This is a genomic window from Mycobacterium sp. TH-M11, assembly GCF_057473725.1.
On record NZ_JBYCLD010000068.1, the window covers coordinates 1 to 22234 of the forward strand.

At 67.0% G+C, this 22234-nt stretch carries 23 protein-coding genes; 16 read left to right on the top strand and 7 right to left on the bottom strand.

Annotated features, from left to right (window positions below; all coding sequences use genetic code 11):
- Positions 1 to 151: 151 nt before the first annotated feature.
- Together AC2VOG_RS02755 and AC2VOG_RS02760 are read right to left on the bottom strand one after the other, a co-directional pair.
- Entirely contained in the window at positions 152 to 859 is a 708-nt protein-coding gene (locus AC2VOG_RS02755) for a TIGR03089 family protein (protein WP_486938388.1), read from the bottom strand.
- A gap of 31 nt (positions 860 to 890) precedes the next feature.
- Positions 891 to 2351, bottom strand: coding sequence for an LCP family protein (locus tag AC2VOG_RS02760; RefSeq protein ID WP_486938389.1), 1461 nt, complete (start codon positions 2349 to 2351; stop codon positions 891 to 893).
- Positions 2352 to 2417: 66 nt separating this feature from the next.
- On the opposite strand from AC2VOG_RS02760, the gene rfbD reads away from it, so the two are divergent.
- Genes rfbD through manB form a run of 3 tightly spaced genes read left to right on the top strand, consistent with a single transcriptional unit; the run spans position 2418 to position 5247 of the window.
- Positions 2418 to 3275 (top strand): dTDP-4-dehydrorhamnose reductase, encoded by an 858-nt coding sequence (gene rfbD / locus AC2VOG_RS02765; RefSeq protein ID WP_486938390.1) that lies wholly within the window; start codon positions 2418 to 2420, stop codon positions 3273 to 3275.
- A 53-nt stretch (positions 3276 to 3328) separates the two neighbouring features.
- On the top strand, positions 3329 to 4177 hold the full coding sequence (locus AC2VOG_RS02770; protein ID WP_486938405.1) for a glycosyltransferase family 2 protein: 849 nt from the start codon (positions 3329 to 3331) through the stop codon (positions 4175 to 4177).
- Positions 4177 to 5247, top strand: coding sequence for a mannose-1-phosphate guanylyltransferase (manB, locus tag AC2VOG_RS02775; RefSeq protein ID WP_486938391.1), 1071 nt, complete (start codon positions 4177 to 4179; stop codon positions 5245 to 5247). Before AC2VOG_RS02770 ends, manB begins: the two co-directional genes overlap by 1 nt.
- Positions 5248 to 5257: 10 nt before the next feature.
- Here the strand turns inward: manB and AC2VOG_RS02780 are convergent, their stop codons facing one another.
- From AC2VOG_RS02780 to cofD, 3 genes are read right to left on the bottom strand one after another with little or no spacing between them, the layout of a single operon-like run.
- Positions 5258 to 5794, bottom strand: coding sequence for an NUDIX hydrolase (locus tag AC2VOG_RS02780; RefSeq protein WP_486938392.1), 537 nt, complete (start codon positions 5792 to 5794; stop codon positions 5258 to 5260).
- Entirely contained in the window at positions 5791 to 7149 is a 1359-nt protein-coding gene (locus tag AC2VOG_RS02785; RefSeq protein WP_486938393.1) for a coenzyme F420-0:L-glutamate ligase, read from the bottom strand. Before AC2VOG_RS02785 ends, AC2VOG_RS02780 begins: the two co-directional genes overlap by 4 nt.
- Positions 7146 to 8138 carry a 2-phospho-L-lactate transferase gene (gene cofD / locus AC2VOG_RS02790; protein WP_486938394.1) on the bottom strand — a complete coding sequence of 331 codons (993 nt, stop codon included), beginning with the start codon at positions 8136 to 8138 and terminating at the stop codon, positions 7146 to 7148. Before cofD ends, AC2VOG_RS02785 begins: the two co-directional genes overlap by 4 nt.
- Positions 8139 to 8506: 368 nt before the next feature.
- Between cofD and AC2VOG_RS02795 the strand changes: the two genes are divergently transcribed.
- Positions 8507 to 8842 (top strand): WhiB family transcriptional regulator, encoded by a 336-nt coding sequence (locus AC2VOG_RS02795; protein WP_486938406.1) that lies wholly within the window; start codon positions 8507 to 8509, stop codon positions 8840 to 8842.
- A 65-nt stretch (positions 8843 to 8907) separates the two neighbouring features.
- On the opposite strand, the gene AC2VOG_RS02800 is transcribed toward AC2VOG_RS02795, so the two are convergent.
- Positions 8908 to 9330, bottom strand: coding sequence for a metallopeptidase family protein (locus AC2VOG_RS02800; RefSeq protein ID WP_486938407.1), 423 nt, complete (start codon positions 9328 to 9330; stop codon positions 8908 to 8910).
- Between the two features lie 161 nt (positions 9331 to 9491).
- On the opposite strand from AC2VOG_RS02800, the gene AC2VOG_RS02805 reads away from it, so the two are divergent.
- The 4 genes from AC2VOG_RS02805 to manA all read left to right on the top strand — a co-directional run bounded on the left by AC2VOG_RS02805 (position 9492) and on the right by manA (position 13812).
- The gene (locus AC2VOG_RS02805; protein ID WP_486938395.1) at positions 9492 to 9929 is read left to right on the top strand and encodes a DUF3499 domain-containing protein; all 438 of its coding nucleotides are present in this window, start codon (positions 9492 to 9494) and stop codon (positions 9927 to 9929) included.
- A gap of 133 nt (positions 9930 to 10062) precedes the next feature.
- Entirely contained in the window at positions 10063 to 11469 is a 1407-nt protein-coding gene (locus AC2VOG_RS02810) for a phosphomannomutase/phosphoglucomutase (protein ID WP_486938396.1), read from the top strand.
- Positions 11466 to 12554: a TobH protein gene (locus AC2VOG_RS02815; protein ID WP_486938397.1), complete on the top strand. Its 1089-nt coding sequence runs from the start codon at positions 11466 to 11468 to the stop codon at positions 12552 to 12554. Before AC2VOG_RS02810 ends, AC2VOG_RS02815 begins: the two co-directional genes overlap by 4 nt.
- Positions 12555 to 12576: 22 nt before the next feature.
- Positions 12577 to 13812 carry a mannose-6-phosphate isomerase, class I gene (gene manA, locus AC2VOG_RS02820; RefSeq protein WP_486938398.1) on the top strand — a complete coding sequence of 412 codons (1236 nt, stop codon included), beginning with the start codon at positions 12577 to 12579 and terminating at the stop codon, positions 13810 to 13812.
- Here manA and AC2VOG_RS02825 read toward each other — a convergent pair.
- Complete coding sequence (locus tag AC2VOG_RS02825) at positions 13809 to 15185, bottom strand: FAD-dependent oxidoreductase (RefSeq protein ID WP_486938408.1); 1377 nt, start codon at positions 15183 to 15185, stop codon at positions 13809 to 13811. The two genes, manA and AC2VOG_RS02825, sit on opposite strands and share 4 nt — an antisense overlap.
- A 240-nt stretch (positions 15186 to 15425) precedes the next feature.
- Here AC2VOG_RS02825 and AC2VOG_RS02830 point away from each other — a divergent pair, with 240 nt between their 5' ends.
- The 8 genes from AC2VOG_RS02830 to mtrB all read left to right on the top strand — a co-directional run.
- Entirely contained in the window at positions 15426 to 16646 is a 1221-nt protein-coding gene (locus tag AC2VOG_RS02830; protein WP_486938399.1) for an alkane 1-monooxygenase, read from the top strand.
- Complete coding sequence (locus AC2VOG_RS02835; protein WP_486938400.1) at positions 16646 to 16849, top strand: rubredoxin; 204 nt, start codon at positions 16646 to 16648, stop codon at positions 16847 to 16849. The genes AC2VOG_RS02830 and AC2VOG_RS02835 overlap by 1 nt, the downstream gene beginning before the upstream one ends.
- The gene (locus AC2VOG_RS02840; protein ID WP_486938401.1) at positions 16846 to 17028 is read left to right on the top strand and encodes a rubredoxin; all 183 of its coding nucleotides are present in this window, start codon (positions 16846 to 16848) and stop codon (positions 17026 to 17028) included. Before AC2VOG_RS02835 ends, AC2VOG_RS02840 begins: the two co-directional genes overlap by 4 nt.
- 41 nt (positions 17029 to 17069) lie before the next feature.
- Positions 17070 to 17783 carry a TetR/AcrR family transcriptional regulator gene (locus AC2VOG_RS02845; RefSeq protein WP_486938409.1) on the top strand — a complete coding sequence of 238 codons (714 nt, stop codon included), beginning with the start codon at positions 17070 to 17072 and terminating at the stop codon, positions 17781 to 17783.
- A gap of 95 nt (positions 17784 to 17878) precedes the next feature.
- A complete protein-coding gene (gene ahcY / locus AC2VOG_RS02850; RefSeq protein WP_486938402.1) occupies positions 17879 to 19366 on the top strand; it encodes an adenosylhomocysteinase in 1488 nt (495 codons plus the stop codon).
- A gap of 109 nt (positions 19367 to 19475) precedes the next feature.
- Positions 19476 to 20105: a dTMP kinase gene (locus AC2VOG_RS02855; RefSeq protein ID WP_486938403.1), complete on the top strand. Its 630-nt coding sequence runs from the start codon at positions 19476 to 19478 to the stop codon at positions 20103 to 20105.
- Between the two features lie 86 nt (positions 20106 to 20191).
- Positions 20192 to 20878, top strand: coding sequence for a two-component system response regulator MtrA (gene mtrA, locus AC2VOG_RS02860; protein ID WP_015354856.1), 687 nt, complete (start codon positions 20192 to 20194; stop codon positions 20876 to 20878).
- 34 nt (positions 20879 to 20912) lie between these two features.
- On the top strand, positions 20913 to 22234 hold a 1322-nt coding region (gene mtrB, locus AC2VOG_RS02865), incomplete at its 3' end, for an MtrAB system histidine kinase MtrB (RefSeq protein WP_486938404.1).

Here is a 22234-nt window from a genome sequence, read left to right on the forward strand (position 1 = left end):
GTGGAGTCCCGGGTGCCGTATGACTACCTCGAGCGGGCCGGGCACCGATGTGCCCGCCTTCGAGCGAATTTGTGCCTCAGCTGATCGAATTCGCTCGAAGGCGGGCAGAAAGTGCACTGCTCCTATCTGGCGGCGGCCGGCGATGGAGTGATTATCGGCCGCGGGTGACCTTCTCGGTCTCGGTCTTGCGGGCCAGCGCGGCCGGGTCAGGATTGGCGACGTAGACCAGCGACCCACCGATCGACAACACGCTCAGCAGGCCCTCGATCACGTCGTCGGGGGTGTCCCACGGCGCGGTCGAAAGCACCCGGTCAGCCGACGTCAAACCCTTGGTGGCCGCGGCCTTTTGGCAAGCATCCAGCACCTGCTCGACAGACCTGCCGGCCAGCGCCGGGCCGGGCTGCCGCTCGCCGACGATCTGATCGCCGTGCACTCGCACCGCGGTCGCATAGTCGGTGACGCCGACGGGCAGATCCGGCGCGGGGCGGCCGAAGGCGTCCAAGGACAAGACCGCCACCTCGCCAACGCCGGCAGCGTCAGAGGCCTCGTCCAACCGGTCGGCCGTGCACAACGCGATATCGGCGTTCCGGCTGCCAAGCACTACCTCCGCGCCAATCCACCACACCCCGAACAGCACCGCCGCGGTCTGCCAATGCGCCGGCAGCAGCACCGCCACCCGACTCGAAGGGCCGGCGCCCAACTCGTCGCGCAGCAGGTTGGCGGTCTTGGCGGCCCAGTTGGCCAGCGTGACCGCCGACAGTTCGATGCGCTCGCCGGTCGCGTCGTCGTAGTAGGTGATCCGCGGGCCGACCGGGTCGGCGTGCAGCAGAGGATTCAGAATCGCCGCGCTGACCGTCATCGCACCAGTAGATCAGTTCGTCGGCACGAGATCAGTTGACGCACGCCGGGTGATCGGAGCCTGCGGTCAGGATCGGCGACGGCGGGGGAGCGTCAGAGGTGTCGGGGTGTGAGGCCGCCGCCAGCTTGGGGCCGCCGTCGCTGAGACCCGAGCCGGGGCCGGTGTAGTCGCTGCTGAGCACCACCCGGACCGAACCCTGCGGCACCGAGGAGTTGGCGACGACGGGCAGCCCGCCGAGCTCTCTGGCGACGGCCTGGGCGCCGACGTCGTCGGCCTTGGCGGCCTGCACCTGGCTGACCTTCACGTGTGCTGAATCGTTGTTGCCGACCTTGCCGGAGCCGAATCCCTTGGCGCTCAGCACTTGTGATACGGAAGAGGCGAGGCCGTTGATGTCGGTGTCGTTGAGGACGCTGGCGCTGGTCTTGTCCGGCGCATAGGTGAGCTCCTCGGTCTTGCCCTTGGCCTGACCTTCCAGCAGACCGGCGACCCAGGTCTGAACCTGGTGCGGATCGACCCGCACCACACTGTGCATGCCGTCATCGCTCCAACCGGATTCGTCGAGCACCGGGATGGTGGCGAAGGCGACCCGGCCGGCGGCGAGCTTCTGCAACTGGTTGACGAAATCCATGATGTCCCAACCGGATGACAGCACCACCGAGCGCTGGATGGCAGCCTGCAGGCGGTTCACCGTGGCCGGGCTGGACAGCGTTTTGCCCGAGATCACCTGGTGGGCCAGCGACGACATCACCACCTGCTGACGCACGACGCGGTCGAGGTCACCACGGGGAAGTTCGTGACGCTGCCGGACGAAGCTCAGTGCTTGCGGTCCGTTCAGCTTCTGTGGGCCGGCTGGAAAATCCGCACCTGAAAGTGGTTCGTAAACAGGCTCTTTGAGGCAGACATTGACTCCACCGAGGGCGTCGGTGATCAGCGAGAAACCCAGCAGTCCGATCTCGGCATAGTGGTCGACGGTGACTCCGGTGAGGTCGGCGACCGTCTTGATCAGCGCCTCGCGGCCGGCCTCGGTGCCCTCGCGCTCGGCCTCGGCGGGTGCGGCGCCGGACTCGACCAGGCTGACCCGCTTCTCTTCTTTGGTCTGGCCGTAGACGCCATTGATCTTGGTCTTGCCCAGTCCGGGCGCGGACACGTAGGTGTCGCGGGGGATCGAGATCGCAGTCGCGGACTTCCCGTTGTCGGGAATGCGCACCAGGATGATCGTGTCGGTGTTGCTGGCCACTTCGTCGCCGGCCCGCAGTGAGGCCAGTTCCTGTGGGCTCAGCGGGTTGCCGTGTGCGTCGGCGCGGCTGTCCATGCCGACCAGCAGGATGTCGAGCGCACCATCGTCGCCACCGTGACCCAGCGACGGGGCGAAGACGTGGTAGATCCCGTCTTCGAAGGAGCGGACCTTGCCCCACGCCGCTCCCGTCACGAGAACAACCAAAGTGGCGGTTACCGCTGCAATCACACGAGTCACCCGTTGCTCAGGCATCACAACAGATTACTTGCGTAACGGCGGTAATGCCGGTAGCGCCGGTTCGGCGTGCCAGACTCGTGACTAATGACTAAGCGAATTGTGATCGCCGGGGCAGGCGGACAGGTCGGCAGCTTCCTGGCGGCCGAGGCGACCCGGCAGGGACGCGACGTGCTGGCGCTGACGTCGTCGCAGTGGGACATCGCCGATCCGCGACGGGCAGGCGAGATCGTGCAGGCCGGCGACGTGGTGATCAACTGCGCGGCCTACACCGCCGTCGACGACGCGGAGCGTGAGCGCGACCGCGCGTACGCGATCAATGCCGCCGGACCGGGCCACATCGCGCAGGCCTGCGCTCGGGTCGGGGCGCAACTGGTGCACATCTCCACTGACTACGTGTTCGACGGCTCGGCATCTCAGCCGTACGAGCCGAGCGATGACACCCGGCCGTTGAGCGTCTACGGGCAGACCAAGCTGTCCGGCGAGCTGGCGGTGCTGGCGGCGCTGCCGGGGGCCGTCGTGGTCCGCACCGCCTGGGTCTACACCGGCGGCAACGGCAAGGACTTCGTCGCGGCCATGCGCAGGCTGGCCGCCGGCGACCAAGTTGTGGACATGGTGGACGACCAGACCGGCTCACCCACCTACACCGGCGACTTGGTCGGCGCCCTGCTCGAGGTGGCCGATGGGCGTGTGCACGCCCCGAACGGCATCGTGCACGCCGCCAACGCGGGCGAGGTCACCCGCTATGGGCAGACCCGGGCGGTGTTCGAGCTCCTCGGTGCCGACCCGGAGCGGGTGCGGCCGGTGGGCAGCGATCACAACCCGCGTCCGGCCGCGCGGCCGTCGTACTCGGCGCTATCGGGTCGGCAGTCGAGGGAGGCTGGACTGTCGCCGCTGCGGCCATGGCGCGAGGCGCTCGCCGAGGCGCTCGCTGTTCCCTGCTGAGGGACCCCCGCCGCCTCGACCGTTACCCTCGACGGGTGAGTGACGTCCTGCCCGTGGTCACGGTGACCTATTCGCCGGGCGTACACCTGGATCGGTTCTTGGCCTCGCTCTCGCATGCGACCGAGCGTCCCGTCAGTGTCCTGATGGCCGACAACGGCTCCACCGACGGCACGCCGCAGGCCGCCGTCGAGCGCTACCCGGGCGTACGGCTGTTCTGCACGGGATCCAATCTCGGCTACGGCAGCGCCGTAAACCGTGCGGTCGCGGAGTTGGGCGACGTCGACGAGTGGATCATCGTGGCCAACCCCGACGTGCAGTGGGGTCCGGGCAGCATCGACGCACTGTTGGACGCCGCGACACGCTGGCCCCGCGCGGCGACTCTCGGTCCGCTGATCCGCGACCCGGACGGGTCGGTGTATCCCTCCGCTCGCGAACTGCCGAGCCTGGTCCGCGGTGGTATGCACGCGGTCCTCGGTCCGCTGTGGAAGAACAACCCGTGGACGGCGGCCTATCGTCAGGAGCGGTTAGAGCCCAGTGAGCGGTCGGTCGGCTGGCTGTCCGGGTCATGCCTGCTGGTGCGCCGCGCGGCTTTCGAACAGATCGGCGGTTTCGAAGAGCGCTACTTCATGTACATGGAGGACGTCGACCTGGGTGACCGGCTGGGCCGGGCCGGTTGGCTCAATGTCTACGTGCCGACGGCGGAGGTGCTGCATCACAAGGGGCACGCGACCGCCCGCGAATCGTCGCGCAATCTGGCCGCGCATCACCAAAGCACCTACATCTACCTCGCCGACCGGCATTCTGGACTCTTGCGCGCGCCGCTGCGCTGGGGCTTCAGGGCCGGATTGGGGATGCGGTCACGCCTGATGGCGCGTAATTCTCCAGGAGAGGAGCGGCGTTGATGAGTGCAAACGTTGACGCGATAGTCCTGGTCGGCGGCAAGGGCACCCGGCTGAGGCCGTTGACGTTGTCGGCGCCCAAGCCGATGCTGCCGACGGCCGGACTGCCGTTTCTGACTCACCTGCTCTCGCGGATCGCGGCGGCCGGGATCGAACACGTGATCCTCGGGACGTCCTACAAGCCGACGGTCTTCGAGGCGGAGTTCGGGGACGGATCCAAACTGGGCCTGCAGCTCGAATACGTGACCGAGCAGACGCCGCTGGGCACCGGCGGCGGTATCGCCAACGTTGCAAGCCGGCTGCGCCACGACACGGCGCTGGTATTCAACGGCGACGTGCTCTCCGGCGCCGACCTCGGTCAACTCCTGGATTACCACCGCCAGCAGCGAGCCGACCTGACGCTGCATCTGGTCCGGGTCAGCGACCCCCGGGCCTTCGGCTGTGTGCCGACCGAGAACGGCCGTGTCACGGCATTTTTGGAAAAGACCGAAGATCCGCCGACCGACCAGATCAACGCCGGCTGCTACGTGTTCTCCCGCGAGACCATCGACCGCATCCCACGCGGGCGCGAGGTATCGGTCGAACGCGAGGTGTTCCCCGCGCTGCTGTCCGACGGCGTCAAGGTGTACGGCTACGTCGACAGTAGCTACTGGCGCGACATGGGCACCCCGGAGGACTTCGTGCGCGGATCGGCCGATCTGGTGCGCGGCATCGCGCCGTCGCCGGCACTGGGCGGGCACCGCGGCGAATACCTGGTGCACGACGGCGCCGCGGTCTCGCCCGGGGCGCTGCTCATCGGCGGCACGGTGGTCGGTCGCGGCGCCGAAATCGGGCCCGGCGCAAGGCTGGACGGCGCAGTCATCTTCGACGGCGTGCGCATCGAAGCGGGCAGCGTGATCGAACGCTCGATCATCGGGTTCGGCGCCCGGATCGGCCCGCGGGCGCTGATCCGCGACGGTGTGATCGGCGACGGCGCCGACATCGGCGCGCGCTGCGAGTTGTTGCGCGGTGCGCGGGTGTGGCCCGGCGTCAGCATTCCCGACGGCGGAATCCGATACTCCAGCGACGTCTAGGTTGTCGGCTTCACGCTCGAACGGCCCGCCGGACCAGGTAGGCCAACGCTTCGTCGGTGCCGTCCGGCAACCGGTCGATCGGCCACCATCGGAGGTCGACCGACTCCTCGCTTACCGCGATCCGGGCACCCGCCGGCGCGTGGGCCAGGAACTGCAGATCGAGGTGGCGGGTCGGCACGCCCAGCGAACAGGTCAGCGCGTGCACGTTGATCGCCGCCAGGTCGGGGGAGATCCGCAAGCCGTCGACGCCTGATTCCTCGGTGGCCTCGCGCAGTGCCGCGCCGAGGATGTCGGCGTCGGAATCCTCGCAGTGCCCGCCTAACTGCACCCACCGGCCCAGTCGCGGATGCAACGTCAGCAAGACCCGCTCACCGGTGTCGTCGAGCACCAACGCCGATGCGGTGACGTGCCCCGGGATGCATTCCCGCCGACAGGCGTCCGCGCGGGCGTGCAGGAACGCCAGCACCGCGTTGCGCAACGAATCCTGTGAATGGTCGGGTGGCTGCCAGTCGCTCAGCAGCGCGACTGCCGACGCTCGCAGGCTCACTTACGCACCAGCAGATCGGTGACCGGCACCAGGTCGCGCGCCTCGATGGGCTCGGTCGGGTACCCGATGGCGATGGCGCCCAACGGTTCCCAGTCGTCGGGAAGTTCCAGCTCGGCGCGAACCAGGTCTGCGGCGAAGATCGTCGAGCCGATCCAGCAGCTGCCCACGCCGCGCACCGCCAACGCCACCAGCAGCGCTTGCACTGCGGCGCCGACCGCGACGGTGAACATGGTGTGCTCGGCGTCGGTCCGGGCGGCGTCGGGATAGCTGTGCATACCGTCGGGCACCAGAAACGGGATCACGACTTCTGGTGCGTCGTAGAGGATCTGACCGCGCGCGATCCGGCGTTCGACCGCGTCGGCGGGCTTGCCATCACCGGTCAGGTCGGCTCGCCACTTGTCCCGCATCCGCTCGAGCAGACGGTCGCGGGTGGTCCTTGTCTGCAGCCATACGAAGCGGACCGGGCGGGTGTGATGCGGCGCGGGCGCGGTCAGGGCTTCGGCGATCGCGTCTTCGACGAGCTGGGACGGCACCGGCTCGGCGCCGAACTGCCGCACCGACCGGCGCATCAGCTGGGCTTGACTGCGGCCCAGCTCGAGGGCTTCGGCAGTGCCCAGCCAGAACAGGTCATCGGTGCCGGAGCGCACGAGATGGCGTGCTGTAGCGCCGGTTTCGGCAACGATACGCGCGGAAAGTCCGCGCACCACGGCGACCGGGATTGCGGTCAGTTTGCCCTTGACCAGGTCGGCGGCAGCGGCGATCTCGTCGGCGACCGCGACCTCGGTGACCATCAATTCGTTGCCGTGCCGGTCGACCGCGCCGGCGTAGCCGTGCAGCACCGCGACGCCGGCCGCGCCGACCGCGGCATCGGTCTGACCGTTACGCCAGGCCCGGCCCATCGTGTCGGTGATGACGACGCCCACTGTGACGCCTAAGCTTTCGCGCAGGTTGGCTCGCAGCGACGCGGCGCTGCCGTCGGGGTCGGTGGGCAGCAAAGCCAATTCGTCGGTGCCGATGTTGGAGCCGTCCACGCCGGACGCGGCCTGCACCACGCCCAGGCCGTTCTCGGTGATCAGCGTGCGGCCCTTGCGGGCCAGAACGCGCACCGATTCCGCCTCGACGAGCCTGCGCCGCAACGTGTCTCGCTCTTCGGGAGCTGCGGGCGCGGGCACCAGGCGGCCCTCGCACTTGGACAACACCTTGCTGGTCACCACTAACACGTCGCCATCACGCAGCCAGGGGGCCGCAGCGGCCAGGGCGGCGGCGAGGTCGTCGCCGGGCCGGAACTCGGGGAGCCCGGGCACGGGCAGAATTTCGATCGGCGACCCGGTGCCGTGCTCTTCAGGTTTGCTCACGCAGCCACGCCCGCGAGTTCGATTCCGGCGCTGACCATCTCGGCTGTGGCCTGCGGATCGGTCATCAGCAGGGGCACCGATCGCACTGCGATGCCGTCGATGTCGGCATGATCGCCCTCGTGGACCAGCCAGCAGTCCAGGATGCCGGTGCCGGCGCGTGCACCGTGATACCGTCCGACCGCTTCCGCGGTGGATTCCACCCCGATGACGCTCAGGCACTCATCGGCCATCCCGCGCAATGGCTTTCCGGCGATGATCGGGGAGTAGCCGACCACGGGCGCGCCCGTGGACCGCAGGGCCGACCGGATGCCGGGAACTGCCAAGATCGCCCCGACGCTGACCACCGGATTCGAGGGCGCGACGAGTACGACATCGGCGTCGGCGATGGCATCGGTGACTTCGGTTGCAGCGTTGGCCTTTTCGGCGCCGACGAAGGCAAAGCTGTGCGTCGGTAGCTGCGCGCGGTAGCGCACCCACCACTCCTGGAAATGGATCGCCCGCCGGTTCCCGTCGTCGGGATCGGTCACGACGACGTGTGTTTCGCATCGGTCGTCGCTGGCGGGCAGCAGTCGCGCGCCAGGCTGCCAGCGGTCGCACAACGCGGCGGTCACCTGCGACAGCGGGTAACCGGCCCGCAGCATCTGACTGCGTACCAGATGGGTGGCCAGGTCACGGTCGCCGAGTTGGAACCAGTCCGGCGCAACGCCGTAGGCGACGAGTTCCTCCTTGGCATGCCAGGTTTCATCCCGATGCCCCCAGCCCCGCTCTGGGTCGACGCCGCCGCCGAGGGTGTACATGCACGTGTCCAGATCGGGGCAGATGCGCACCCCGTGCATCCAGGCGTCGTCGCCGATGTTCACGACCGCCGTCAACTCGTGGTCACCGGCAGGCGCAGATTTGGACGCGAATTGGCCGAGACCGAGTAATTGTTGGACTCCGAGTAGGAATCGGGCGCCGCCCACACCGCCGACCAGAACCGTCACCTTCACACCGCACGACAGTACGCGCGGCGCTGCCGCAGGCCCTCGGTGTGTCAGGCGGTGGACGGCCGAAGTGATGCCGGATTGCCTTGTGTGACAGGTGTGACCGACACGCCACGCGCGTATCGGCCTCAGTGCGGCAAAAAATTGGTCACGAGATGATATGTAAATCTGCCGAATCGCTTGCGAATCCACTCTCACCCGTGTGTAATCACAGCAGTGTCATTTCGGTTGGCCGGCCGGATTCGGTGTCGCAGACCGAGATTCGATCAAATGTTCGAATCGCAGATGGCCGACATCAGAACAGTGGTGACATTCGCGATCTACGAAACCAGGTGAGGAGGCGGAGCATGTCCTATGAACACCTTCGGGGGCTAATGGGAGGAACACCGCACACCGCTCCCGGTCTACCGTTGATAGGGGTACCCCAAAGGCCCCATCTGAGTTTGGTTCCCGACACCATCGAAGACGAATTCGAGGGCACCGAGGAAGCAACCGATCAGTGGCAAGACCGTGCGTTGTGTGCTCAAACAGATCCAGAGGCGTTTTTCCCCGAGAAAGGTGGCTCCACTCGCGAGGCCAAGAAGATCTGCCTTGGCTGCGAGGTGCGTAGCGAATGCCTTGAATACGCTTTGGCTCACGACGAGCGTTTCGGCATCTGGGGTGGGCTTTCCGAGCGCGAGCGTCGTCGCCTCAAGCGCGGGATCATCTGACTTAGCGGGGCTATCGAATAGCGGGTGACCCGCTGAGCGTGCAGCGCTGCGCTCGCGGTCGCCCGCTATTCGTCTTCTATCGTCGGGTCTATTACCGACGGCTCGACATCCAGGTAGGTGGCCACCTGGGCCACCAAGATCTCGTGCAGTAATTCGGCCAGCTCGACTGTGTCTTTGGCGCGTCGTTCGATTGGCTTGCGAAACAACACAACTCGCGCCCGCGTGGCGCTGCCGCGGACATCGACACCGGCGCCGATCAGCCGGGCGAGCGCAATCGGCCCGTCGGCGACCACCTCTGGGGGCCACTGCACATTGTCAGGATCCTTCGCCGAAATCCGCGGGATCTCGTCGACGGCGACGTCGAGCCCGGACAGCCGCTCCTGCCAGCGACGTTCGATCGGTTCATAGGCCTCGAGCACCGCCATGTCGAAGCGCTCGGCGCGACTGCGCCAACCCGGAACCGTCGGCGGCAGCAGCGGGCCGCGCATGTCGCGGCGGCGGCGCGGGACTCTTTTGCCCGGCGAGCGCCGACCGCGCGGGGAGCTGCGCGAATCGCTCACCCGGCGATGGTAACGGTTGGGCATCCCAGCCTGAATGAATGCGCGTGTCCGCCGGGGTGCGAGCGTTCTCGCGCGATAACCTCTCGATCGTGAACGTTCCGCGTCGCTGCTGCCGACCAGGGTGTCCGCATTACGCGGTCGCGACGCTGACGTTCGTCTACTCCGACTCCACCGCCGTCGTCGGCCCGCTGGCCGTCGCCAGCGAGCCACACTCCTGGGACCTGTGCGTGAGCCATGCCGGCCGGATCACCGCGCCGCGCGGCTGGGAGCTGGTCCGGCACGCCGGGCCACTGGCCGTCAACCCCGACGAAGACGACCTGATCGCGCTCGCCGAAGCTGTCCGGGAGGGCCGTGACGTGGCCGCCGGTGGTGGTGCGTTGACCGGGTTTCACGAGCCCGCCGGGCAGTTCGGTGCTCCAGCGTCCGAAAAGCCGGCCACCGGCGTGCTCACCTCAACCGCTGCGCGACCGGCCGGCAATGGGCGCCGCCGCGGTCATCTTCGGGTGCTGCCCGATCCGGCGGAGTAGTAACCGCATCGACTCTGCGCCCACGGCGGAGAAGTTCGAGTTACCGGCGCCGTAGACGCCGAGTCAACCGCACAGCATGCCGGGATAGGCTTGGCAGCACCCCATCAGATTGCCGTCGTCAGGAGCCCTTTCGATGTCTTGGCCCGCCGCGGCTGTTCACCGTGTGATCAAGGCGTACGACGTGCGGGGTCTGGTCGGCACTGAAATCGACGAGTCGTTCGTGCAGGACGTGGGCGCGGCGTTCGCCCGGCTGATGCGCAGCGAAGGTGCTCGCCGGGTCGCCATCGGCCACGACATGCGCGACAGTTCGCCCTCGCTGGCCACCGCCTTCGGCGAGGGCGTCAATGCTCAGGGCCTGGACGTGGTGCGGATCGGCCTGGCCTCGACCGATCAGCTCTACTTCGCCTCGGGATTGCTCGACTGCCCGGGCGCAATGTTCACCGCGAGTCACAATCCGGCCGCCTACAACGGCATCAAAATGTGCCGGGCCGCAGCCTTACCGGTCGGTGCGGACACCGGGCTGAGCGCCATCAGTGACCAGGTGATCGCGGGTGTGCCGAGCCACGCCGGGATGCGCGGCACCTGCACCGACAAAGACGTGTTGGCCGAGTACGGCGAGTTTCTGCGGTCGCTGGTCAACACCGACGGTCTGCGTCCGCTGCGGGTCGCCGTCGACGCCGGCAACGGGATGGCGGGCCATACCGCGCCCGCGGTGCTCGGCGCGATCGAGTCGCTCACGCTGCTACCGCTGTACTTCGAACTCGACGGCTCGTTTCCCAACCACGAGGCGAATCCGCTCGACCCGGCGAACCTCACCGATCTGCAGGCTTTCGTCCGCGAAAGCAACGCCGATATCGGGCTGGCTTTCGACGGCGACGCCGACCGCTGCTTCGTCGTCGACGAGCGCGGCCTGCCGGTCTCGCCGTCGACCGTGACCGCGCTGGTGGCTGCCCGCGAGTTGAGCCGTGAGATCGGCGCGTCGGTGATTCACAACCTGATCACCTCGCGCGCGGTGCCCGAGTTGGTGATCGAACGCGGCGGCACACCGGTGCGCTCGCGCGTCGGGCACTCCTACATCAAGGCGCTGATGGCCAAGACCGGCGCGATCTTCGGCGGCGAGCACTCCGCGCACTACTACTTCCGCGATTTCTGGGGAGCCGACTCGGGAATGCTGGCCGCGCTGCACGTCCTGGCCGCGCTCGGCGGCCAGGAGCGCCCGCTGTCCGACCTGACCGCGGACTACCACCGTTACGCGTCTTCCGGCGAGATCAACTTCACCGTCTCCGACTCCGCTTCCTGCATCGCCGCGGTGCTCAAGGCATTCGGCAGCCGGATCCACTCGATCGACCACCTCGACGGGGTGACGGTCGACCTCGGCGAAGGCAGCTGGTTCAACCTGCGCACGTCCAACACCGAGCCACTGCTGCGGTTGAACGTGGAAGGACGCAGCGGCGAGGACGTCGCCACGATCGTCGAGGAGATCGCGCAGGAGATCCAGCGCCAGGCGGATCGGCACGTCGAGCCGGAGGCCGTGACATGAATGCGGCCAAGTCCTTGATCGACCTCGACGACACCGACGGCCTGCTCGGCGCCGATCGCGAGGGGTTGCTGCGGGCGGCGTCGATGGCGGGCGCGCACGTGCGGGCGGTGGCCGCCGCTGTCGACGAGGGCGCACTGGACTCGCTGCGCGACCGGAGCGACCGGCCGCGGACCGTGATCTGGATTGCCGGCCGGGGAGTCGCCGAGGTCGCAGGCACCATGCTGACCGCGACCGCCGCCAGCGTGGCGCCGGCGCCGTTAGTGATCGCCGCCGAGGCCCCGCCGTGGATCGGGCCGCTGGATGTGTTGATCGTCGCCGGCGACGATCCCGGCGACCCGGGGCTGGTCGGGGCCGCCGCGAGCGGTGTTCGCCGGGGCGCTCGCGTGGTGGTGGCGGCTCCCTACGAAGGGCCGCTGCGCGAGGTCAGCGCGGGCCGCGTCGCGGTGATCGAGCCGCGGTTGCCGGTCGCCCCCGAGTTCGGGCTCTGCCGTTTCCTGGCCGTCGGGCTGGCAGTCTTGGCGGGTATCGATCCCAGGCTGGGGATGGACCTGGCCGCCATGGCTGACGAACTGGACGCCGAAGCATTGCGCAACAGTGCCGGGCGTGAACTCTTCACCAATCCGGCCAAGGCGTTGGTCGAGCGAGTCGCGCAACGCCGCGTGGTATTTGCCGGCGACTGTGCGGCCACCCTGGCGCTGGCGCGGCACGCGTCGGGCACGCTGCTTCGCGTCGCGAACGAGGTGGCGGCCGCGAGTGGCATGGCTGAGGCGTTGATTGCACTCCGGGCCGGTCCGGGGCCTACCTTCGTCGATCCGACCGAGTCGCTGTTTCACGACGAGGAAATCGACGGCCCGATCGCGGATCGGTTGCGGTTGATGGTGCTGACGCTGGACACCGAGCGGGCTGTGGTGACTTCTCGGGTAGCCGGGCTGCACGATGTCGACCTGGTCGGCGCCGAGGACGTGCCGGAATTTCCGGATCGCGGTTCCACGCGGCCCGGAGCTCAACGCGCCGAGCAGCAGCTGGCTATCTTGGCGGTCCGGCTGGAGATGGCGGCGGTTTATCTGCGTCTGGTACGGGGATAACTGGTTGACGAGGTAATGGCAAGTGCAGTTGCTACGCGGAGCGATACGGACATACGCGTGGGGGTCGCGGACCGCCATCGCGGAATTTACTGGCCGTCCGGTGCCTGCTGCCCACCCAGAAGCCGAACTCTGGTTGGGGGCTAACTCCGGCGACCCGTCCTGGCTGGAAGCACCCGGCGGCGACATCTCGTTGCTGCAGGCGCTGCACGACGACCCTGAAGGTCAACTCGGCTCCGCGACGCGCGCCGAGTTCGGCGATTCGCTGCCGTTCCTGGTGAAAGTGCTCGCGGCCGACGAACCGCTGTCGCTGCAGGCACACCCAAGCGCCGAGCAGGCGGCCGAAGGTTTTCGGCGCGAGGAACGGCTCGGTATCCCGGTGAACTCGCCGGTACGCAACTACCGCGACGCCAGTCACAAGCCCGAGCTGGCGGTGGCGCTGCATCAGTTCGAGGCGCTGGCCGGATTCCGTCCGGTGGCCAAGACCGTCGAGCTGTTACGGGCCCTGGCGGTGTCGGATCTGGACCCGTCTATCGACTTGCTGAACGACCAGTCCGACGCCGATGGGCTGCGCGCGCTGTTCACCACGTGGATCACCGCGCCGCAGCCCGACATCGACGTGCTGGTGAGCGCGGTGCTGGACGGCGCGATCAATTACTTGAGCTCGGGTGCAACGGGGTTCGCCGCGGAGGCGAAGACGGTGCTGGAGTTGGGGGAGCGTTATCCCGGTGATGCCGGTGTGCTGGCCGCGTTGCTGCTGAACCGGATAACACTGGGTCCTGGCGAGGGGATCTATCTGGCCGCCGGAAACCTGCACGCCTATCTCAGTGGTGTCGCCTTGGAGGTTATGGCCAACTCCGACAACGTGTTACGCGGTGGCCTGACTCCCAAACACGTCGACGTTCCGGAGCTGTTGCGGGTGCTGAACTTCACCCCGACCACCGAGTCGCAGTTGCGCGTCGACACTCATCAGCATGGATTAGCCGCGTTCTACGACACGCCCGCCGCCGAATTCGCGGCGTCAATGCTCACGCTCGGTGCCGACGCGGTCGGCCACGAAGTGGACGCGCCGTTGCGTCAGGGCGCCGCTCAGGGACCGCAGATCCTGCTCTGCATCGAGGGCGCGACGACGGTGCACGGAAAGTCCGGGGCGTTGACGCTCAACCGTGGCGCAGCCGCGTGGGTGGCCGCCGACGACGGTCCGATCCGGCTGGTCGCTCAGGAGCCGACCAAGATTTTCCGGGCTACGGTCGGCCTTTAGACCGGCACCCGCTCTTCTCGGGCGGCGCGCCGATCGGCCAGCCACAGCCGCATATTGTGCCGGATGGTGCGACCGACCAGCTTCGCCGACGGGACCATGTAGAGGCTGTCCAGCAACGAGAACCGTCGCAAAAACCATTCGGCGAGAACGGGATCCGTCTCGGCCGCGCCGAGAAATTGATCGAACAGACTGCCCACCGGGCCGAACCACCACGGCTTGTCGCCGGCAGCGTGGTGAAACGCATGATCGCCGATCGCCGTCATCATCCACACCGGGAAGGTCGTCTTGGCGGTCGCGCGATTCACCGTGCGCGCCAGATCGCCGCCTTCGGCCAGGGCGCGACGGAGATGCCCGGCTTGGATGGACGTCATCGTCATGCCTTGGCCGTAAGTGGGGTCGAAGCTGACCACCGCATCGCCGAGGGGCAGGATCCCGGCCGGGAATCGGTCCAACTCGTGGTAGCGGCGCCATCGACTGGCGGGGTAGCGATGCAAGGCCACCTCGCCGACCAGTTCGGCCTGCCGCAGCGCGTCGACGATGCGCAAGGGCAGCATCGTGGCGGCCAGCGTCAGCATCTCGGCGAAGGTATGCGGCGGTTCGACTTTCCCGACCCCATAGGTCGTCAGGGTCCAGGTGCCGTCTTCATAGCCGAGCAGGCCCAGGCCGGCGGGTTGCTCGCGCGACGCGCCGGCGACGACCACCCTTTCCCGGATCGCGCCCACCGGCAACCGTAGTTGTTGCGAGGCATACTTGATGCCGACGTCGACTGTCTTTTCCGGCGGACGGCGATACCCCCACTGTTCCAGCCAGACCGGTAGCCGGGTGCCGCGGCCGGCCGCGTCGACGACCAGATCGGCTGCCACGACATCGGCCTCGCCGGCGTCGCTGTCGAGCCACACCCCGGTAACCCGCTGGGCTTCGACATCGAAGCGCGGCTGAGCCACCGAGCGGTGCTCGATCGTGACGTTGGGGATGGCGTAAACCCGTTGCCGAATCTGCCATTCCAGTTGTGGGCGGCTCGGCACGTAGGCGGTGAACTCGTCGCGCAGCGTGTGGCCGGTGCCCAGCACGTGGCCCGCCGCGCCGAAGTGGATGCAGTCCGGCCGGTTCTCCAGGACAGGCACGCCGGCAGCCACCATCTCGTCGAGCAGACCGGGAAACAATCCGTCGAATTCCATCGCGCCGCGAGCCATCAGCAGGTGAACATGCCGGCCTTGCGGGACCGCGGTCCGATTGTCGGGCGTGCTCGGCAGTTCGTCGCGCTCGTAGACCGTGACCTGGTCGTAAAACTGCGACAGCACCCGCGCTGCGCACAATCCGCCGATGCTGGCGCCGATCACGACCGCGTGCCCCCGAGTGCGCTCCCCACCCATGTCGTCACCGTACTCGGTACGCGCGGGAACGTGGCTGATCGCCGGCGTGCCGGCGTCATCCGCAGCGGATGCGGTCGCGGTGAAGGTCCCCGCCAACCAGTGGGCGGAACCCGGAACCTCGGCGCGCACTAAACCCGAGCCCATCGATTTTACAAAATATAGCCGTTTGTCTAGACAGGCGACGAATGACGAGCTAATGTCCAATCTCAAGGTGTTATGGCTCACAAGGAGGTTGGCGATATGACCGCGGCATTACCGAACGCGAGGGTGTGGCAGGACAAGAAGCGCTACCTGTGGCTGATGGGATTGATCGTCCCGACGCTGCTGCTGACGATCCTGCCGTTCGTCTGGGCGATGAATCAGGCCGGCTGGCAGACCGCATCACAGGTGCTGTTCTGGATCGGCCCGATCTTGCTCTACGTCCTGCTCCCGGCGCTCGACTTGCGGTTCGGTGCCGACGGCCAGAATCCGCCCGACGAGGTGATGGAGTGGCTGGAGAACGACAAGTACTACCGGTACTGCACCTATGCCTTCATCCCGTTCCAGTTCATCAGCCTGATCCTCGGCGCCTACCTGTTCACCGCGTCGAACCTGAGCTGGCTGGGCTACGACGGACCGCTGAGTTGGCCGGCCAAGATCGGCCTCGCGTTGTCGGTCGGCGCACTGGGCGGAGTCGGCATCAATACCGCCCACGAGATGGGGCACAAGAAGGAGTCGCTGGAGCGCTGGCTCTCCAAGATCACCTTGGCGCAGACCGGCTACGGCCACTTCTACATCGAGCACAACCGCGGTCACCACGTCCGGGTGGCGACTCCGGAAGACCCCGCATCGGCCCGCTTCGGTGAGACGTTCTGGGAGTTCCTGCCGCGCAGCGTCTTCGGCAGTGCCAAATCGGGCTGGCGGCTGGAGGCCCAGCGGATTCGCCGACAGGGTGGCAACCCGTGGAACCCCAAGACCTACCTGTCCAACGACGTCATCAACGCCTGGCTGATGACCGTGGTGTTATGGGGCGTACTGCTCGCGGTGTTCGGCCCAGCGCTGATCCCGTTCCTGTTGATCCAGGCCATCTTTGGGTTCAGCCTGCTCGAATCGGTCAACTATCTCGAGCACTACGGTCTGCTGCGGCACAGAGGAGACAACGGCCGGTACGAGCGCTGCAGGCCCGAGCACAGTTGGAATTCCGACCACATCGTCACCAACCTGTTCCTCTACCACTTGCAGCGGCACAGCGACCATCACGCCAACCCGACGCGGCGCTACCAGACCTTGCGCAGCATGGATGGAGCGCCGAACCTGCCGAGTGGCTACGCGGCGCTGATCGGGCTGACGTACTTCCCGCCGCTGTGGCGCCGGTTGATGGACCACCGCGTGCTGGAGCACTACGACGGTGACATCACCCGGGTCAACGTCCAACCGCGCCTGCGCAAGAAGATGCTGGCCCGCTATGGAGCGGCGGCCTGATGGCCGGCTACCGCTGCCCCGGCTGCGGTTATGTCTACGACGAGACTAAAGGCGCTGAGCGGGAAGGGTTTCCGGCAGGTACCAGCTGGGACGACATCCCTGAGGACTGGGGTTGCCCGGACTGCGCCGTGCGTGAAAAGTCCGACTTCGAATTGATCGAACCATCCCAAATTCATCGAACCAACCCAGGAGTAACGCCATGACCGACTACAGACTGTTCGTCTGCGTGCAGTGCGGTTTCGAGTACGACGAGGCCAAGGGCTGGCCGGAAGACGGCATCGCCCCGGGCACCCGTTGGGACGACATCCCCGAGGACTGGAGTTGCCCGGACTGCGGCGCCGCGAAGTCGGACTTCGAGATGGTGGAAGTCGCCCGCTCGTGACGTCGTACAACTCGATGCTGCCGACCGCCGCGCCGACCATGATGCAGAGCACAGCGACGGGCAGGGGCGGTGTCGAAACCGTTAGGGTCGCGCCTATGCGAAGGGTGCCGTACGCCGAGGCGTCGCGGGTTCTGCTGCGTGATTCGGTGCTCGACGCGATGCGTGAACTGCTGGGCAGCCGCGACTGGTCGGCGATCACGCTGGCCGATGTGGCCCGTGCCGCCGGTATCAGCCGCCAGACCATCTACAACGAGTTCGGTTCACGGCAGGGCCTGGCCCAGGGCTACGCGCTGCGGCTGGCCGACCGGCTGGTAGACGCCGTCGAGGACGCCATCTACGCCAACGTCGGCGATGTCTATGCCGCTTTTCTGCAGGGATTTCGGGTGTTCTTCGCCGACTCGGCGGCCGACCCGCTGGTGATCTCGCTGCTCACCGGGGCGGCCAAACCAGATCTGTTGCAGATCATCACCACCGACAGCGGACCGATCATCACGCACTGCTCGGCCCGATTGACGTCGTCGTTCATGCACAGCTGGCTGCGCGCCAGCGCGGAAGACTCCGGGATGATGGCGCGTGCCATCGTGCGGCTGGCGATGAGCTACGTGTCGATGCCGCCGGAGGCCGACCATGACGTGGCCGCTGACCTGGCACGACTCATGACGCCCGCGGCTGAGCGCTACGGTGAGTTTCGCGAGGACTTCGAGTCGCGAGTCCGGGGTGGGACCAGCGGCGAGGGCGGGGAAGTCAGCGAATAGGCTTGTCCTTGAAACTGACCTCAGATCGCGGCCGAGAATGCGTTGCGATTAATATGTAATCAAGCTAATTAGTTGACCAGAGGAATGAGTAGTAGATGACGACGACCGAGCAGCAGCTGACTGCCGACGTGGTGAACGGGATCGACTTCAAGGTGGCCGACCTGTCGCTGGCCGACTACGGCCGCCGCGACATCGAGCTCTCCGAGCAGGAGATGCCGGGTCTGATGTCGCTGCGCCGCGAATACCACGACGTGCAGCCACTCAAGGGCGCCCGCATCTCGGGCTCGCTGCACATGACGGTGCAGACCGCGGTGCTGATCGAGACCCTGACCGCGCTGGGGGCAGAGGTCCGCTGGGCCAGCTGCAACATCTTCTCCACCCAGGACCACGCCGCCGCCGCGGTGGTTGTCGGCCCGCACGGTACCCCGGAGAACCCCAAGGGTGTGCCGGTGTTCGCGTGGAAAGGCGAAACCCTCGAAGAGTACTGGTGGGCCGCCGAGCAGATCCTGACGTGGCCAGATAAAGATGGCGCCCCCGCCCCGGCCAACATGATCCTCGACGACGGTGGCGATGCCACCATGCTGGTGTTGCGTGGCGCGCAGTACGAGAAGGCCGGTGTGGTCCCGCCCGACGAGGACGACGACTCCGCTGAGCACCGGGTGTTTTTGGACCTGCTGCGCAAGCGCTTCGAGACCGACAAAGACAAGTGGACCAAGATCGCCGCGTCGATCAAGGGTGTCTCGGAGGAGACCACCACCGGCGTGCTGCGGCTCTACCAGTTCGCCGCTGCCGGCGAGTTGGCGTTCCCGGCGATCAATGTCAATGACTCGGTGACCAAGTCGAAGTTCGACAACAAGTACGGTTGCCGGCACTCGCTGATCGACGGCATCAACCGCGGCACCGACGTGCTGATCGGTGGCAAGAAGGTGCTGATCTGTGGCTACGGCGACGTCGGCAAGGGCTCGGTGGACTCGCTGGCCGGCCAGGGCGCGCGGGTGACCGTCACCGAGATCGACCCGATCAACGCCCTGCAGGCGCTGATGGAGGGCTACGACGTCAAGCGGGTGGAGGACGTGATCGGCGAGGCCGACATCGTCATCACCACCACCGGCAACAAGGACATCATCACCCTCGAGCACATCAAGGCGATGAAGGACAAGGCCATCCTGGGCAACATCGGCCACTTCGACAACGAGATCCAGGTGTCGCGGCTGGAGAAGTCGGGCGCCATCAAGACCAACATCCGCCCGCAGGTCGACCTGTGGACGTTCCCGGACACCGGCCGCTCGATCATCCTGCTGTCCGAGGGTCGGCTACTGAACCTGGGTAACGCCACCGGCCACCCGTCGTTCGTGATGAGCAACAGCTTCTCCAACCAGGTCATCGCGCAGATCGAGCTGTGGACCAAGAACGACGAATACGACAACGAGGTCTACCGCCTGCCCAAGCACCTCGACGAGAAGGTGGCCCGCATCCACGTCGAAGCACTGGGTGGCGAGCTGACCAAGCTCACCAAGGAGCAGGCCGAGTACATCGGCGTCGACGTGGACGGCCCGTACAAGCCCGACCACTACCGCTACTGAGTTACCGAGGGCGTGTCGAAACTGCGGCCAGCCGCGGTTTCACCGCCCGGCCTGCGGCTCGCCGCAGTTTCGAAACCCACGATCAGCACGGCGCGACTAGGCTCGCGTCGTGCTGATCGCTATCGAGGGAGTCGACGGCGCCGGCAAGCGGACACTCACCGACGGCCTGCGCTCGGCGTTCGAGACCGCCGGGACATCCGTGGCCACGCTGGCGTTTCCGCGATATGGGGAGTCGCTGACCGCTGATGTGGCGGCCGAGGCGTTGCGCGGTCGACACGGCGACCTGGCTACCTCGGTGTATGCGATGGCGATGCTGTTCGCCCTCGACCGCGCCGGTGCTCATGCGCAGATCCAAGCCCTGCGACAATCGCACGACGTGGTGATTCTGGACCGCTACGTGGCCTCCAACGCCGCCTACAGCGCTGCCCGCCTGCACCAGCAGGCGACCGGCGAAGCGGTCGGCTGGGTGCACGACATCGAATTCGGCCGGCTGACCCTGCCAGCACCGGATTGGCAGGTGCTGCTCGGTGTATCAGCAGAACTTGCAGACCAGAGGGCTCGGCGCCGCGCCAGCGTGGACGCCGGCCGGGCGCGCGACGCCTACGAACGCGACGCCGGACTGCAACAGCGCACCGGTGCGGTGTACGCCGAGCTCGCCGCAGCGAGCTGGGGTGGACCCTGGCTGGTGGTCGACGAGACGGTCGATCCGGGTGACCTGGCGGCACAGTTAATGGCCTAGTTGACGCTCGGTCGCGCGACGGCTGTGGTAATAGGTGCACGACACATGCGTGTGGCAGCTCCGTTTTGTCGCGTTCTGGTGACACCATGGACACCATGAGGCAAAGGATTCTCGTGGTCGACGACGACGCGTCGCTGGCCGAGATGCTGACCATTGTGCTGCGGGGGGAAGGGTTCGACACCGCCGTCATCGGCGATGGCACCCAGGCACTGACTGCCGTGCGCGAATTGCGGCCCGACCTGGTGTTGCTGGACTTGATGCTGCCTGGCATGAACGGCATCGACGTGTGCCGGGTGCTGCGCGCCGACTCCGGGGTTCCGATCGTGATGCTGACGGCCAAGACCGACACCGTCGACGTCGTGCTCGGATTGGAGTCGGGCGCCGACGACTACATCATGAAGCCGTTCAAGCCCAAGGAGTTGGTTGCCCGGGTGCGGGCGCGGTTGCGGCGCAACGACGACGAGCCCGCCGAGATGCTGTCGATCGCCGACGTCGACATCGATGTGCCCGCCCACAAGGTGACCCGCAATGGCGAACAGATCTCGCTGACCCCGCTGGAGTTCGACCTGCTCGTGGCGTTGGCGCGAAAACCGCGTCAGGTGTTTACTCGTGATGTGCTGCTCGAACAGGTGTGGGGCTACCGTCATCCCGCGGACACCCGTTTGGTGAACGTGCATGTCCAGCGTCTGCGGGCCAAGGTCGAAAAAGACCCGGAGAACCCGACCGTTGTACTGACCGTTCGAGGAGTGGGTTACAAGGCCGGACCTCCGTGATCCGTGAGCGCCGCAATAGGCAGGAGCGGCGCGGGTGAGCTTGGGCTCGAGACCACGTTTTCGGGGTCGTTCTGGCCGCTCCGGCCCGGTCATGCGGGGCGTTGGCGCACTGAGTCGCGCTCTCGGCGTGGCGTGGCGCCGTTCCCTGCAACTTCGAGTTCTCGCGCTCACCCTCGGCATGTCGCTGACCGTGATTCTGGCGCTGGGCTTCGTATTGACCAGCCAGGTCACCAACCGCGTGCTCGACGTCAAACTGCGGGCCGCCACCGAGCAGATCGAGCGCGCCCGTAGCACGGTCAGCGGGATCGTCAGCGGCGAAGAGGCGCGCTCGCTGGACAGCAGCCTGCAATTGGCGCGCAATACGCTGACGTCGAAAACCGACCCCACCTCCGGAGCGGGATTGGCCGGTGCTTTCGACGCGGTCCTGGTGGTACCCGGGCAGGGACCTCGTCCGGCGGCATCCGCCGGTCCGGTCGACCAGCTACCGGATTCGCTGCGCGACTTCGTCAAGGCCGGGCAGGTGGCCTACCAGTACGCCACCGTGCACACCGAGGGTTTCTCGGGGCCGGCGCTGGTGATCGGCACCCCCACGACGTCGCGGGTGAACAACCTCGAGCTGTACCTCGTCTTCCCGCTCGGCAACGAGCAGAGCACGATCGCGCTGGTGCGCGGCACCATGGCTACCGGCGGCCTGGTGCTGATGGTGCTGCTGGCCGGGATCGCGTGGATGGTCACCCGTCAGGTGGTGGTCCCGGTCCGGGCGGCCGCGCGGACGGCCGAGCGATTCGCCGACGGGCATCTGTCCGAGCGGATTCCGATCCGCGGCGAGGACGACATGGCCCGGCTGGCGGTGTCGTTCAACGACATGGCCGAAAGCCTGTCACGCCAGATCGCTCAACTCGAGGAGTTCGGAAACCTGCAGCGCCGCTTCACTTCTGACGTCAGCCATGAGCTGCGCACCCCGCTGACCACGGTGCGGATGGCCGCTGACCTGATCTACGACCACAGCGAAGACCTCGACCCGGCGCTGCGGCGGTCCACCGAGTTGATGGTCAACGAGCTGGATCGGTTCGAGTCGCTGCTCAGCGATCTGCTGGAAATCTCCCGCCACGACGCCGGCGTGGCGGAATTGTCGGTTGAGGCAGTGGATCTGCGGACCACCGTCAACAGCGCGCTGGGCAACGTCGGGCATCTGGCCGAAGACGCCGGCGTGCAGATGATCGTCGACATGCCGGACGAAGACGTCATCGCTGAGGTCGATCCGCGCCGGGTTGAGCGGATTCTGCGCAATCTGATCGCGAATGCGATCGACCACGCCGAACACAAACCGGTCCGGATCAGGATGGGCTACGACGA